8 protein-coding genes and 4 pseudogenes are annotated in these 14,821 nt (G+C 58.5%); 4 read left to right on the top strand and 8 right to left on the bottom strand.

What is annotated here, in order from left to right; all coding sequences use genetic code 11:
- Positions 1 to 38: 38 nt before the first annotated feature.
- Positions 39 to 410, top strand: coding sequence for a response regulator (locus tag G3A56_RS16485; protein ID WP_038595187.1), 372 nt, complete (start codon positions 39 to 41; stop codon positions 408 to 410).
- 22 nt (positions 411 to 432) lie between these two features.
- Here the strand turns inward: G3A56_RS16485 and G3A56_RS16480 are convergent, their stop codons facing one another.
- The 6 genes and pseudogenes from G3A56_RS16480 to G3A56_RS16455 form a co-directional block, all read right to left on the bottom strand.
- On the bottom strand, positions 433 to 1,968 hold the full coding sequence (locus tag G3A56_RS16480; RefSeq protein WP_318281749.1) for a response regulator: 1,536 nt from the start codon (positions 1,966 to 1,968) through the stop codon (positions 433 to 435).
- Positions 1,969 to 1,982: 14 nt separating this feature from the next.
- Positions 1,983 to 2,555, bottom strand: coding sequence for a chemotaxis protein CheB (locus tag G3A56_RS16475; protein WP_052821349.1), 573 nt, complete (start codon positions 2,553 to 2,555; stop codon positions 1,983 to 1,985).
- Positions 2,552 to 3,385, bottom strand: a complete 834-nt coding sequence (locus tag G3A56_RS16470; RefSeq protein WP_052821350.1) for a CheR family methyltransferase — start codon at positions 3,383 to 3,385, stop codon at positions 2,552 to 2,554. The genes G3A56_RS16475 and G3A56_RS16470 overlap by 4 nt, the downstream gene beginning before the upstream one ends.
- Positions 3,382 to 6,815 (bottom strand): annotated as a pseudogene (locus tag G3A56_RS16465) (response regulator). The gene G3A56_RS16470 and the pseudogene G3A56_RS16465 overlap by 4 nt, the downstream one beginning before the upstream one ends.
- 466 nt (positions 6,816 to 7,281) lie before the next feature.
- Entirely contained in the window at positions 7,282 to 8,508 is a 1,227-nt protein-coding gene (locus G3A56_RS16460; protein WP_142174431.1) for an IS701 family transposase, read from the bottom strand.
- A 67-nt stretch (positions 8,509 to 8,575) separates the two neighbouring features.
- A pseudogene (locus tag G3A56_RS16455) lies at positions 8,576 to 9,318 on the bottom strand (IS5 family transposase).
- A 164-nt stretch (positions 9,319 to 9,482) separates the two neighbouring features.
- Here G3A56_RS16455 and G3A56_RS16450 point away from each other — a divergent pair.
- The 3 genes and pseudogenes from G3A56_RS16450 to G3A56_RS28965 all read left to right on the top strand — a co-directional run.
- Positions 9,483 to 10,709, top strand: coding sequence for an IS701 family transposase (locus tag G3A56_RS16450; RefSeq protein ID WP_142174431.1), 1,227 nt, complete (start codon positions 9,483 to 9,485; stop codon positions 10,707 to 10,709).
- A gap of 194 nt (positions 10,710 to 10,903) precedes the next feature.
- The gene (locus tag G3A56_RS16445; protein WP_142174431.1) at positions 10,904 to 12,130 is read left to right on the top strand and encodes an IS701 family transposase; all 1,227 of its coding nucleotides are present in this window, start codon (positions 10,904 to 10,906) and stop codon (positions 12,128 to 12,130) included.
- Between the two features lie 334 nt (positions 12,131 to 12,464).
- A pseudogene (locus G3A56_RS28965) lies at positions 12,465 to 12,536 on the top strand (IS6 family transposase); the annotation flags it as partial.
- A 51-nt stretch (positions 12,537 to 12,587) separates the two neighbouring features.
- Here G3A56_RS28965 and G3A56_RS16440 read toward each other — a convergent pair.
- Both G3A56_RS16440 and G3A56_RS16435 read right to left on the bottom strand, forming a co-directional pair.
- Positions 12,588 to 13,924 (bottom strand): annotated as a pseudogene (locus G3A56_RS16440) (ATP-binding protein).
- Positions 13,921 to 14,652, bottom strand: a complete 732-nt coding sequence (locus G3A56_RS16435; protein ID WP_197283370.1) for a response regulator — start codon at positions 14,650 to 14,652, stop codon at positions 13,921 to 13,923. The pseudogene G3A56_RS16440 and the gene G3A56_RS16435 overlap by 4 nt, the downstream one beginning before the upstream one ends.
- Between the last annotated feature and the right edge of the window lie 169 nt (positions 14,653 to 14,821).

Here is a 14,821-nt window from a genome sequence, read left to right as displayed (position 1 = left end):
GCTGTATTGCGTTTCGCTTGCAGAACTAGGATATCGAGATGCCGAACTCAGGTGATACCGTGCTTGTCGTTGAGGACGAAGCTCTCATCCGCTGGAATATCGTCGATGCCCTGGAAGAGGCTGGTTTCAAGGTCCTCGAAGCCTGCAATGTCGTCGACGCAGTCGCGATCCTTGGCGTGGTTCCCGACATCATTGCGGTGTTCACCGATGTCGACATGCCAGGCCCGAAAGACGGGTTGGATCTCGCGCAAGTGGTGAGTACCGACCGACCCGACGTCAAAATTCTCGTCGCCTCTGGACGCCATCGCCCCGCGAATACCGACCTCCCAGCAGAATGCCGCTTCTTCGCCAAACCCTATAGCTGCGCGAACGTCATTGCCAGTCTGAACGAGATGCTCTCGGCCGCATAACAAACGCCGACGGCACCCTTCGTCAGTCTCTTGCTGCCACGCCCGAAAGTATTCGCTGAAGATCCGCAAGAGGCACAGGCTTGGTGAGGTGGAAATCGAACCCCGCATCTCTGGCCAGTTCCTTGTCCTTATCCTGGCCCCAGCCTGTCTGAGCGATGATGGTGGTGTGTTCGAACAGGTGGTCCTGCCTCAGCGCGCGGCAGACCTCGTAGCCATCCATACCGGGGAGGCCAATATCGAGCAGGATCGCGTCTGGCCTATAGTTGCGAGCGGCATCCAGAGCTTCTCGTCCATCGTGGACCGCCTCGAATTCATGGCCGATGTCCTCCAGCAACATCCCCATCGTGTCGGCGATGATCGGGTTGTCATCGATGACGAGGACTTTCAGCCTCTGGGATGGCTTCTCCGTTGGTTTGGCGGACTGTTCCGCAGTTGTGATTTCCTCCGGGGCTGCGGTTAACGGGATCTGGACAGTGAAGACGCTTCCTCGATCAGTCCCCTCGCTTGATGCGCTGACCGAGCCGCCGTGCAGTTCGACCAATTGCTTGACGAGGGCCAGGCCGATACCGAGGCCACCTTGCGAACGCTCTCGATGACCACCGACCTGCGCAAACAGCCGGAAGACGTCGCTCTGCATCTCGGCCGGAATGCCTACTCCATTGTCGCGGATGGTGATGACAGCTTTGCCGCCGTCCGCGGTCACCGATAGTTTGATCGTTCCGCCGGATGGCGTGTATTTTGCTGCGTTGGTCAGCAGGTTGGCGATGACCTGCGACACGCGGGCCGGGTCCGCATCGATCCAAAGATCTGCGGTGGGGATATCGAGCTCGAAGGTGTGTGCTGCGCGATCGATAAGCGGGCGGCTGGCCTCGGCCGCTGAATGAACGACGTCCGCGACCCTGACCTTCTCCTGGCGCAGCTCGATCTTTCCTTGGCTGACACGCGAAACATCAAGGAGATCGTCGATCAGCCTAACCAGGTGGTCCAACTGACGGTCCATCATCTCGCGAAGCTCGTAAGCCCTCACATCGTCGGGATCGCGCCGCAGGATATCGAGACCATTGCGAAGCGGTGCAAGTGGGTTGCGAAGCTCATGGGCAAGAGTGGCCAGGAACTCGTCCTTGCGGCGGTCCGCTTCCTTCAGCGCCTCGGCCTGGGTCTGAAGCTGGTCCCGCTGCTGCTCGATCTGTTGGCGCTGACGATAGAGTTCGAAAAAGACCTCTGCCTTATGGCGCAGCACATCGGGCTCGATCGGCTTCTGGATAAAATCCACGGCTCCCGCTTCATATCCCTCGAAGCGGCGGCGCTCGCTCGTGCTGCCGGCGGTAACAAAGATGATCGGGATGCGGCGGGTTCGCTCATTGCCGCGCATCAGTTCGGCAAGCTCAAAACCGTTGAGGCCAGGCATCTGGACGTCTATCAAGGCGAGCGCGACATCATCCTCAAGGAGGATTTCGAGCGCCTGGTCGCCGGAGCGGGCTTTCAGAAGATACAGGTCGTCGCGACGAAGCAGCGCTTCGAGAGACAGGAGGTTTTCTTCGAGATCGTCGACCAGCAAAAATTTGACGGGGTTCATGGCTCAACCTTTTGCAGATAAGTAGCTATCGAAGCAAGTGACAAAATATCGGCTTTCGCAACGGCTTTAATCGCAGCCTCTGGCATGGCGTCCTGAAACGCCGTGTCTGGTTCCTGAACAATTGCGATGCCGCCTGCGTCGGCGATCGCTTTGAGGCCCAAAGCCCCATCCTGGTTGGCGCCGGTCAGAACAATACCAATCAGGCCGGGACCGTAAATGTCTGCAGCCGATTCAAACAGGACATCGATCGACGGACGGGAAAACAGCACGGGCTCATCGGCGGATAGCGCAAGTGACCTGTCTGTTTCGACAAGCAGATGGTAGTCTGGCGGCGCGAAGTAGATAGTCCCTGCTTCGAGCGGAACCTTGTCCTCTGCCTCAACGACATTAAGGGCGCATTTTGCGGCAAAGAGCTCGGCAAGAACGCTGCGTTTGTCCGGAGGTATATGAACCACCACCATGATCGGTAATCCGAAGTCGGCAGGAAGCGCTGGCAGGATAACGGATAGCGCCTCAAGGGCACCAGCCGATGTACCGATCACGACAGCCTCTGGACTGGAGGTGCTCATCGGACCGCCTTCTGGTAGATCTTCTCTTCGCGAACGACGTCTGTGAACGCATTGGCATGCGCCGAGAACCGAAGGCTTTCCTTCGCGCCGATCCCCAAAAAGCCTTTCCGCGCGAGCGATTCCTTGAACAGGCCGATGGTCCGATCCTGAAGTGGCCGATCGAAGTAAATCATCACATTGCGACAGGAGATCAGATTCATCTCGCCGAAGACCGCGTCTGTCACAAGGCTATGGTCGGAAAAAACGACACGCTCCCTGAGGCTGCGGTCGAATGTCGCCCGGCCATAACCGGTGGTGTAATAATCTGACAAAGACGACTTGCCGCCTGACGCTCGGTGGTTTTGCGTGAAGAGCTGCATGCGATCGAGATCATAGACACCGGCTTCGGCGATCCTCAACGCTTCCTGGTTGATATCGGTGGCATAGAAGATCGTCCTGTCCTCCAGACCCTCCTCGCGGAACAGGATCACAAAGGAATAAAGTTCCTCCCCGCCGCTGCAGCCAGCGATCCAAATCTTAAGCGATGGATAGGTCTTAAGATGCGGCACCACCTTCTCGCGAATGGCGCGAAAGTAGCTCGGATCGCGAAACATCTCGCTCACCTGCACGGTCAGATAGCCAAGCAACCGCGGCAGCATCGCCTCGTCGTGCAAGACGCTTTCCTGGATGGCCGAAATAGTCGGAAACCCCAGTTGCTCACGGGCCTGACGCAGGCGTCGCTTCACCGATGCCATCGCGTAATTGCGGAAGTCATAGTGGTAGCGGACGTAGAGCGCCTCCAGCAGCAGCCGGATCTCGATGTCCTCGATCTTGTCGAATGTCTCGCTCATCGCGGCATCCAGACGCGGACGAGCGATAGCAGCTTTTCGACGTCGAGTGGTTTGGCCATATAATCGTTGGCGCCGGCATCGATGCAGCGCTGCTGATCGTCGGGCATCGCCTTGGCCGTCAGAGTGATGATCGGCAGCTTTTTCCAGTCAGGATTTTTTCGGATCGCCCGCGTTGCTGTCAGGCCATCCATCACCGGCATCATCACATCCATCAGCACCAGATCGATCTTGGACACGTCATCGGCGCTGGATTTCTCCAGGGCGTCGAGCGCCTCCTGGCCATTGCGGGCTATCTGAATGAGCGCGCCACGGGGCTCCAGAATATTCGTGAGGGCGTAGACATTACGCACGTCGTCTTCAACAATGAGGATCCGGCGTCCCTCAAGCAGGGCGTCGCGGTGACGCGCCTTGCGGATCATCTTCTGCTGCTCGTCCGGCAGCTCCGAGACGACCTGGTGCAGGAACAGCGACACCTCGTCCAGCAGCCGCTCCGGCGACTTTGCCCCTTTGATGATGATCGACTTCGAATAGCGACGAAGTTTTTCCTCCTCGTCGGATGCGAGCACGCGACCGGTGTAGACGATCACCGGTGGGAAGGAATGCGTGTCCTCCTGGCTGATGGTTTCAAGCAGCGAGTACCCCGACGCGTCCGGAAGTGAAAGGTCAAGAACCATGCAATCAAATGTCTGGTCCTTCAGCAGTGCCAAGGTTTCCGCTGCTGTCCCGGCGCTGACCGTCTCGACGTCGTGTGACGTGAGAAGCTTGGCGACGGCCTCTCGTTGAACCTCGTTGTCTTCAACGATCAGAACACGGCGCACGCCTTGCGTAAGCTTTGCTTCAAGCTTGTGCAGCACTTCGACCAGTTGCTCGCGCTGCACCGGCTTCAGCATGTAGCCAACAGCCCCGAGCGACAGGGCAGTCTCCGTATAGTCGTCGCCCGAGACGATATGGATCGGAATATGCCGGGTGCGGACATCCCGCTTCAGACGATCGAGGACGGAGAGGCCGGACTGATCGGGTAAGCCAACATCGAGGACGATGGCGCTCGGCATGAACTGCTGCGCGAGGTTAAGGGCGTCCTGGGCGGTGCCTGCTACGAGCGAGCGGAAGCCCATCTCGCGGGCGAGGTCACGCAAGATCGCCGCGAAGGTCTGATCATCTTCGACGACAAGCAGAATTCGTCGCTCGTCCGAGGGCATAGCGCGGTCGTCCTCCACAATCGCTCGCGGCAGTAGCGCCGTCGGTTGACTTGGTGCTGCTGAAGCAGCGGGTGCGAGGGGTACGGCATTGCCGACCGGAGCTCTCGGCGCGACGATGGCAGGATCGTAGGCGAGCGGGAGCGTGACCGTTAAGGTGCTGCCTTTCCCTTCCTGGCTTCTGATATGGATCGTACCACCCAGCAGGCGCACGAGTTCACGGGAAATAGACAGGCCTAATCCCGTGCCGCCAAACTTGCGGCTGATCGTTCCATCCGCTTGATGGAAGGCCTCGAAAATCCGTTTTTGCTGCTCCGGCGCGATGCCGATCCCCGTGTCCGTCACCCCAAAGGCGACCTGGCCGTCGCCCGTTCGGTTCATCGAAAGCGTAACCTTGCCTTTCTCGGTGAACTTGAAAGCGTTAGACAGCAGGTTTTTGAGGATCTGTTCGATCCGCTGCAGATCGGTCTCGATGACTGCGGGGCATTCCGGCGAGATGTCGATCTCGAAACCGAGCGACTTGTTTTTGGCAATTGGTTCGAAGACTTGACGCAGGTTGTTGGATAGACGCTCGACGGAGACGGGTTCGGGCCGGATGTCGACATGGCCCGCCTCGATTTTGGAAAGATCAAGAATGTCGTTGATCAGGTTGAGAAGATCGTTACCTGAAGACTGGATGGTCTGGGCATACTTGACCTGCTCGGCCGTCAGGTTGTCGTCGGGATTGTCCGCCAGCAGTTTCGCCAGGATCAACGACGAGTTCAGCGGCGTGCGCAGCTCATGCGACATGTTGGCCAGGAAGTCGGACTTGTATCGGCTGGCCTGCTCCAGCTCGCGGGCTTTCAGCTGAGTTGAGGCGTTGGAGCGCTCCAAGTCGTCTTTTTGCGATTCCAGCTGTTGCGCCTGCTCCTCAAGCTGAGAGTTCGTCTGCTCCAGTTCGACCTGCTGCTGTTCGAGCCGCGCTTGCGACTCCTTCAAGGCCCGACCCTGTTCCTCGAGTTCTTCGTTCGAGACCCGCAGTTCCTCGCTCTGCACCTGCAGCTCTTCCGATTGTCGCTGGGTTTCCTCCAGAAGGTTCTGCAACTCACTTCGATAGTTCGCCGAACGAATGGCGGTGGCGATCGTGCCGGATGCCTCTTTAAGGAACGCGAGGACGCGTTCATCCACAGGCCGCAGGAAGCCGAGCTCGATCACAGTGTTCACGTTGTGGTCGATCGCCGCCGGGCAAGAACCAGGTGCCGCGGCTTATCCCGGCCAAGCGCCGAGCCGAACTCCAGATAGTTTTCCGGCACGTCGTTGACGATGACGGGTTTGCCCTCGACCGCCACCTGTCCGAGCAGACCTTCACGGGGCCTGACCAAATCCGGAAGCTTTGCATCGGCGGGGACGCCGTAGGTCGATGAACGCTTGTAGGCATCTGACCCACCCACGAAGATTGCCCCGGCGACGGCCCCGACGTGGTTTGCTAGGTAAGTCAGAATGCTGCCGCCAAGTTGCTCGGTGCGCTGGTCGCCCATCATCGCGGATGCCAGTCCAAGATTACCCGCCTGCAGCCATTCTTCGCGGCGACGGGCGAGGGTAGAACGGCGGATCAAAACGCCGATGGCGATGGTCAGGAGAATGCCGAGGATGCCGGCAAGTACGCCGCTCAAAAGCGCAGTACCATAGGCATTGTTCATTTCCTCGAGGCGCTTTGCCCGCAATACCGCTTCTTCTCGGCTCATCGCCGAGAGCTGTCCGCGCACGGCATCCATAGCCACCTTGCCGCGATCGGAGTTGACGACTGCCAGTGCCGCGTCCAAACCTTGGCTGCGACGAAGATCGATCGTCTGCTTCAACTCCGCCAGCTTGGCATCGACATGCTGCTTGAGTATGGGCAGGCGCCGGACCTGGGCCGGATTATCGCTGGTGAGCTCGCCAATTTCCTGGATCTTGGCCGGGATCGTATCAAGGGCCGTGTTGTACGGATCGAGGTACCGTTCGTTGTTCGTGAGTAGGAAGCCGCGCTGGCCGGTTTCCGCGTCCTGCGTGCTCGACAGCAACTCGTCCAATGTGATGATCACCTCGTGCGAATGGACGATCGCCTCTGTATTCTCCCGCAGCGTCTTCAGGTTGATGTAGGCAAACGCGCCGCTGATCAGGAAGAAAACAATCGCGCCGGCGAGGCTGAGGGCGACGACGGGGTCGAGACCGAGACCACGGCGGGTCAGGTCTTGAGAAGCGGTCTGTGGCATGTGTCTGTTCCTGAACAAGGCGAGGCAAGGTCGTGGCGGAGTATATGGGCGAGCTACTTCTAGCTAGTGCAACAGCCGCCGTCATCAATATTCTGCTATTATTCCTCCGACGGGCTGTTGCCGACAGGCCCATAACAGGCGAACCATCACTTGCTTGTGTGCGGTCGGCTGAAGCCTGCGGACGACCCATGCGCGCCGGCGTTCCTGCCGAAGGCAAATGGCCTCGCGGAAAGAAGATCCGGAAATGGGTATCCAACGCAATGATGCAGAACTTGACCGGTACAAAACGCGTTTCGCACGTTGCGGGAAATCTTGCATGAGCGTCACTCATACAAAAGCCTAGCACTACTTTGGCAGAATTGAATTTTTGCTTTGAAAGTGCTGTTGACAGTGCGGACATCGGATCTGTGCTGTCGGTATAGCAAGCGCATTGATCACGGCTCGACGGACGGCTGGCAAGGTCGGTTCAGGCGGCCCTCGGCGAACTCTTTGCTTCTTTTTTTTCCCACTTTGCAGTTTGCAATCTCTGGTGCTGGAGAAAAGCATAAGCGATCATCGTCATCAGAGCGTGCCGATGTAGGCCTTGCCACGATCGGCCCTCGAAGTGATCGAGACCGAGCTCCTCTTTCATCTGCTGATGTGCCTGTTCGCAGACCCATCTCGCCTTGATCGCGGCCGCCAGCACTTTCAATGTCGCATCGACGGGCAGGTTGGACAGGTAGTATTTGCGCTCGTCGTTTGATCGCCATTCGCCAACTAGCCAGGCCGCTTCGCCCGGCATGTGCTGCTGTCCCTTGTCATAGATGCGCTGCGGCGTGCCATCGGCGATCCGGATGCGCAATGCTGCAAACCGTGCGGTCAGGCGACCTTTTGTGCCGCGGCGCCAACTGACCTTCTTCCAGCTTGCAGATGCCAACATCGTTTCGGCGGCAACCGAAAGGGTGTCGGGGATCGAATGCTTGCGAGGACGGCCATGACCGGAGACGGGAAAGATCAATCCGACATCATCGGGATAAACCTTCTGATGCTTGGGGATACCGACCGCCCAGGTGAGGCCACGTTCACTCAAGCCCTTTCGGAACGCAGCCGACAGGCCGTAACCTGCGTCAGCCAGCACTGTGCCAAACCGGACACCGGTCACGATCAACCGATCGATCTCGGCAAGAGCAATCTCCGGCTTCGTGCGAGAGGTCCGCATGTCGTCTGGGACCCCAGCCTTCGCCATGCGCTCCTGATCACCGATCCAGCTATCCGGCAGGAACAGACGCAGGCCAACCGGGACCGGCACCTCTTCTCGCGCAAGCGTCACCGACACCAGCGTCTGGCAATTTGCTCTCTTGCCCAGCATCGAGGCGTATTGCGGCGCGACTCCGACCGAATGATCACCCTTCTTCGGCAGGCCGGTGTCATCAATCACCAGAAACGCATCGGATGCGCCAACGATCCTGTCCGCCTGCAGCGCGAGCTCGGCCTCAAGAGGAACAGCATCCCAAAGGCCGTCGGAAATGAAATGGTGGAGGCGGTCATACTGGCCTGGAGCGAACCGTTCCGCCATCGGCTCAATACTTTTGCGGTCTCCGGGGCCGATAAGCCCCGACACATAAAGTGGACACATCTGTCGCCGTTTCTTGTGTCCAAGCTTCTCCAGAAACGGCTGCAAAAATGCTGAAAGCTCCGTATTCCAATCCGCCATATCGCGCCCCAAAAGTGAGAGCGCAAATCATCTCAAACCAGGCTTGCACGAATCTGCCAAAGTAGTGCTAGGTCCTGTTGACAAAGTATGGCAGCCATATCTTTGCGGCTGCCAGGGCGAGGAATGCCGAGAAGGATTTTCGTGTCTTGTCGTATCGGGTCGCGACGCGCCGGAACTGCTTGAGACGGTTGAACATCCGCTCGATGCGGTTTCGATCTTTGTAAACCCGAAAGTCGCAGGCAGGCGGGTTCTTTCGGTTGGTTTTTGGCGGAATGACCGGCCTGATACCGTGGATCAGGAGTTCTTCACGCAGGAAGTCACCGTCGTAGCCTTTGTCGGCGAGGAACAACCTCGGCTTGCCGACCGGTATCGCCAGCAAGTCAGGAACGGCGTTGTAGTCCGAAGCCTCGCCGCCTGTCAGGACGAAGCCAAGAGGGCGGCCCTGACCGTCTGCTCGGGCGTGGATTTTCGTCGTAAAGCCGCCGCGTGATCGACCAAAAGCCTCCTGATAAGTCCCCCTTTTGCGCCCGCCGCCTGCGAATGGCCGCGAACAGTGGTGCTGTCGATCATGTGCTGCCAGTCATCCGTCAGCCCCAGTTCGACGAGGGTCTCAAGCAGGGCGTCCCAAACGCCTTGTTCGGCCCAACGGCGGAAGCGCACATAGACCGAATTCCACTTTCCGTATCGCTCATGCATGTCGCGCCACGGGCATCCGACCCGAAGGACATGCAGCATACCGTTCAGATATTGCCGATTATCCTTCCTGCCGCGTTCGGTGGGCAACAACCCCTCGATGATCCGCCATTCCATATCTGTCAGGTCGCCGCGAGCCAAAACTGCCTCCTAAAAAGCAGTCTTGAATCACGCTTCTGCTGATTTGGGAATCCACTTTGTCAACAGGACCTAACACTACTTTGGCAGATTCGTGCAAGCCTGGTTTGAGATGATTTGCGCTCTCACTTTTGGGGCGCGATATGGCGGATTGGAATACGGAGCTTTCAGCATTTTTGCAGCCGTTTCTGGAGAAGCTTGGACACAAGAAACGGCGACAGATGTGTCCACTTTATGTGTCGGGGCTTATCGGCCCCGGAGACCGCAAAAGTATTGAGCCGATGGCGGAACGGTTCGCTCCAGGCCAGTATGACCGCCTCCACCATTTCATTTCCGACGGCCTTTGGGATGCTGTTCCTCTTGAGGCCGAGCTCGCGCTGCAGGCGGACAGGATCGTTGGCGCATCCGATGCGTTTCTGGTGATTGATGACACCGGCCTGCCGAAGAAGGGTGATCATTCGGTCGGAGTCGCGCCGCAATACGCCTCGATGCTGGGCAAGAGAGCAAATTGCCAGACGCTGGTGTCGGTGACGCTTGCGCGAGAAGAGGTGCCGGTCCCGGTTGGCCTGCGTCTGTTCCTGCCGGATAGCTGGATCGGTGATCAGGAGCGCATGGCGAAGGCTGGGGTCCCAGACGACATGCGGACCTCTCGCACGAAGCCGGAGATTGCTCTTGCCGAGATCGATCGGTTGATCGTGACCGGTGTCCGGTTTGGCACAGTGCTGGCTGACGCAGGTTACGGCCTGTCGGCTGCGTTCCGAAAGGGCTTGAGTGAACGTGGCCTCACCTGGGCGGTCGGTATCCCCAAGCATCAGAAGGTTTATCCCGATGATGTCGGATTGATCTTTCCCGTCTCCGGTCATGGCCGTCCTCGCAAGCATTCGATCCCCGACACCCTTTCGGTTGCCGCCGAAACGATGTTGGCATCTGCAAGCTGGAAGAAGGTCAGTTGGCGCCGCGGCACAAAAGGTCGCCTGACCGCACGGTTTGCAGCATTGCGCATCCGGATCGCCGATGGCACGCCGCAGCGCATCTATGACAAGGGACAGCAGCACATGCCGGGCGAAGCGGCCTGGCTAGTTGGCGAATGGCGATCAAACGACGAGCGCAAATACTACCTGTCCAACCTGCCCGTCGATGCGACATTGAAAGTGCTGGCGGCCGCGATCAAGGCGAGATGGGTCTGCGAACAGGCACATCAGCAGATGAAAGAGGAGCTCGGTCTCGATCACTTCGAGGGCCGATCGTGGCAAGGCCTACATCGGCACGCTCTGATGACGATGATCGCTTATGCTTTTCTCCAGCACCAGAGATTGCAAACTGCAAAGTGGGAAAAAAAAGAAGCAAAGAGTTCGCCGAGGGCCGCCTGAACCGACCTTGCCAGCCGTCCGTCGAGCCGTGATCAATGCGCTTGCTATACCGACAGCACAGATCCGATGTCCGCACTGTCAACAGCACTTTCAAAGCAAAAATTCAATTCTGCCAAAGTAGTGCTAACACTACTTTGGCAGATTCGTGCAAGCCTGGTTTGAGATGATTTGCGCTCTCACTTTTGGGGCGCGATATGGCGGATTGGAATACGGAGCTTTCAGCATTTTTGCAGCCGTTTCTGGAGAAGCTTGGACACAAGAAACGGCGACAGATGTGTCCACTTTATGTGTCGGGGCTTATCGGCCCCGGAGACCGCAAAAGTATTGAGCCGATGGCGGAACGGTTCGCTCCAGGCCAGTATGACCGCCTCCACCATTTCATTTCCGACGGCCTTTGGGATGCTGTTCCTCTTGAGGCCGAGCTCGCGCTGCAGGCGGACAGGATCGTTGGCGCATCCGATGCGTTTCTGGTGATTGATGACACCGGCCTGCCGAAGAAGGGTGATCATTCGGTCGGAGTCGCGCCGCAATACGCCTCGATGCTGGGCAAGAGAGCAAATTGCCAGACGCTGGTGTCGGTGACGCTTGCGCGAGAAGAGGTGCCGGTCCCGGTTGGCCTGCGTCTGTTCCTGCCGGATAGCTGGATCGGTGATCAGGAGCGCATGGCGAAGGCTGGGGTCCCAGACGACATGCGGACCTCTCGCACGAAGCCGGAGATTGCTCTTGCCGAGATCGATCGGTTGATCGTGACCGGTGTCCGGTTTGGCACAGTGCTGGCTGACGCAGGTTACGGCCTGTCGGCTGCGTTCCGAAAGGGCTTGAGTGAACGTGGCCTCACCTGGGCGGTCGGTATCCCCAAGCATCAGAAGGTTTATCCCGATGATGTCGGATTGATCTTTCCCGTCTCCGGTCATGGCCGTCCTCGCAAGCATTCGATCCCCGACACCCTTTCGGTTGCCGCCGAAACGATGTTGGCATCTGCAAGCTGGAAGAAGGTCAGTTGGCGCCGCGGCACAAAAGGTCGCCTGACCGCACGGTTTGCAGCATTGCGCATCCGGATCGCCGATGGCACGCCGCAGCGCATCTATGACAAGGGACAGCAGCACATGCCGGGCGAAGCGGCCTGGCTAGTTGGCGAATGGCGATCAAACGACGAGCGCAAATACTACCTGTCCAACCTGCCCGTCGATGCGACATTGAAAGTGCTGGCGGCCGCGATCAAGGCGAGATGGGTCTGCGAACAGGCACATCAGCAGATGAAAGAGGAGCTCGGTCTCGATCACTTCGAGGGCCGATCGTGGCAAGGCCTACATCGGCACGCTCTGATGACGATGATCGCTTATGCTTTTCTCCAGCACCAGAGATTGCAAACTGCAAAGTGGGAAAAAAAAGAAGCAAAGAGTTCGCCGAGGGCCGCCTGAACCGACCTTGCCAGCCGTCCGTCGAGCCGTGATCAATGCGCTTGCTATACCGACAGCACAGATCCGATGTCCGCACTGTCAACAGCACTTTCAAAGCAAAAATTCAATTCTGCCAAAGTAGTGCTAACATTGCGCTGTCATTTCCTTTGATATCTAACCTTCGAATGAAGAAGGTAACGGCAACAGAACTGGCATCAGACGTTGGGAACATCGCGCGGACGATCACCTATCTCGCTCTCCCGGGAATGCGACCGACGGATCTCGTAGGCGCGGTCGGAAAGAAACATCCTGCCGTGGCATAGTAAAGTTAACGACCGAGAAGCAAAGGTGTGACGCCAACCTCTTCCACATCCCGCGCCACGACATCCCCTCCAACCATCATCGAAAACTGCGCACAGCGGCGATGAACCCTATGGGCGAAGATCGCTCGGGCATGAACGGTTTTATGCGGCTGGCGTCACACCTTTGCTTCTCGGTCGTTAACTTTACGATGCCGGTATCCACTATCTGATGAAGGTTGAGTCGACGATGCTCCCTGAAATCTGATAAGTCTTACAGTCTGGATCAAACCCGCCGGAAGGTCATTGACAAGTTCGATACTGCCGCCGAAGCGCTCGATGATTTCCTTGGCGATGGCAAGACCGAGCCCCACGCCCGGGGTTGACTTGCGCCGCGCGAGGTCGACCCGGAAGAAGGGTTCGAAAACCCGCCCGATCAGTTCCTGAGGAATGCCAGGGCCTCGTCCCTGATCGTCACGACGATTTCGCTGTCGTCTCCGGTCAGATCGATATGCGCCTTCTTGCCATGGGTGACAGCGTTCAGGATGAGGTTGCGCAAGGCTCTCTTGAGTGCCAGCGGAGCCGCCTTGATAGTCATGGCGTCTTCCGGCTCGATGAAGTCGAGAGCACCCGCATGACCAAGATCGGAAACATCGCTGACGATCTCGCTGAGAAGCGTACCGATGTCGATCGTCTTGGCGCTGTCCTGGCTGACCTCTTCCCGCACCAGAACAATGGCGCTGTCCGCGATGGCGTCCAGCTCCTCAAGGTCCGCCAGCCATTTGGCCCGTTCCTCGTCGTTTTCGATGAATTCAGCCCTCAGGCGCATACGGGTCATCGGTGTTCGGAGATCGTGGCCGGCGGCGGCGACGAGGCGCATGCGGCTTTCCATAGCCGCTTTCAGACGGCAGGCGAGTTCGTTCAGCGCCCGCGCCGTGGCGCGGATTTCGCCCGGTCCGGTTTCCGGCAGGTGCGGCAGCGAACCGTCAGGCCCGATGTTGGCGGCGGCGTTTTCCAGCATGTCGAGCGGGCGGGTGATCTTGCTGGCCGCAAAGATCGAAACCGCGGCGCTACCAAGAATGATCAGCCCGATCCACATGCCGAAAATCTTCCAGCCGCCCGGCGGCGGACCCATATGCGGGATTTCCGCGACCAGCCAGCCGCCTTTTTCCAGCGCGATGGCCGCCATGGGCGCAGGATTTCCCGGCGAGCGGATGACCATCGCGGTGCGCGGCTCTCCGACGCGCACGAGCGCCTTTTCCAGAAATTCCGAGAGCATCCCGTCGAAATCACCTTTCGGCGGTTTTTGTTTGATGTCAAAATAACCCGGCTGCTGGAGCGTGGGGTCGCGCTCGACCATCGTCACGGCGAAGGAAAGGCTACGGGCCACCGGCTCGATGGTGGCATCAGGCGGTGGCGGCTGCAATGTCCGGTCGGCGACAATAGTCGCAAGCGCGATCACAGCAATGATGGAGACGATCATCAGCGCCGTGATGCGGCTTCTAAGAGAACTCATCGCTGCACCGGCAGGGTTCTGACCGGAACAGTCATCTGGTAACCGCCATTGCGCACGGTCTTGAAGATCGGCGTTTGAGTATCGGCGTCAAGTTTCTTGCGCAAGCGGCTCATCAGCACGTCGATTGAGCGGTCGAACGGTCCCCGGTCCCTGCCCTGCGTGAGGTCGAGAAGCTGATCGCGGGAAAGGAGCCGTCCCGGCCTGTCCAGAAATACTTTCAGCAGATCAAATTCCGCTCCCGTCAAATCAATATTTTCGCCGCTGGCGCGGACCACGGAGCGCTGCTCAGGATCGGCAGTGAAATCCGCAAAACCATAGGCGGCGGATGAGGGGTGGGGGGCTTCCTGCGGCGTCGCGCGGCGCAGCACTGCCTTGATGCGCGCCGTCAGTTCGCGTGGATTGAAGGGTTTGCCGAGATAGTCGTAGGCACCGATTTCCAGCCCGACGATGCGGTCGACATCCTCCTTCAGCGCAGTCAGGAGAATGACTGGCGTGCGCGGCCGGCGGCCCTGCAGATCGCGGCAGATATCGAGACCGGAACCATCTGGTAGCATGACGTCGAGCACGATCAGATCGGGGCCGGAACTGGCGATCCGCTCCTCGAACTCACGCCTGTCGGCGGCCATCGACACGCGGAACCCCTGCGAGCCGAGATATTTCGCGAGCAATGTGCGTATTTCCGGATCGTCATCGACGATCAATATATGTGTCACCGAAACCGTCGCCATATCGTCCAACCTTTTGATGCCACTATACATAAGCGACGCGAAGAAACGGCGGATTTTTGCAACGAAAGCTTGCTGCGGCCGCTCTGGCAACATTCGGTTAAAAATAGGCCGCGCGTGGAACAAGACCCGCAACATTGGGACCAAAGCCGGAAACGCTTAGCTCCTATCG

It is taken from the genome of Rhizobium oryzihabitans (assembly GCF_010669145.1).
GTDB classification, from domain to species: domain Bacteria; phylum Pseudomonadota; class Alphaproteobacteria; order Rhizobiales; family Rhizobiaceae; genus Agrobacterium; species Agrobacterium oryzihabitans.
This window is presented reverse-complemented; position numbering and strand designations above follow the sequence as displayed.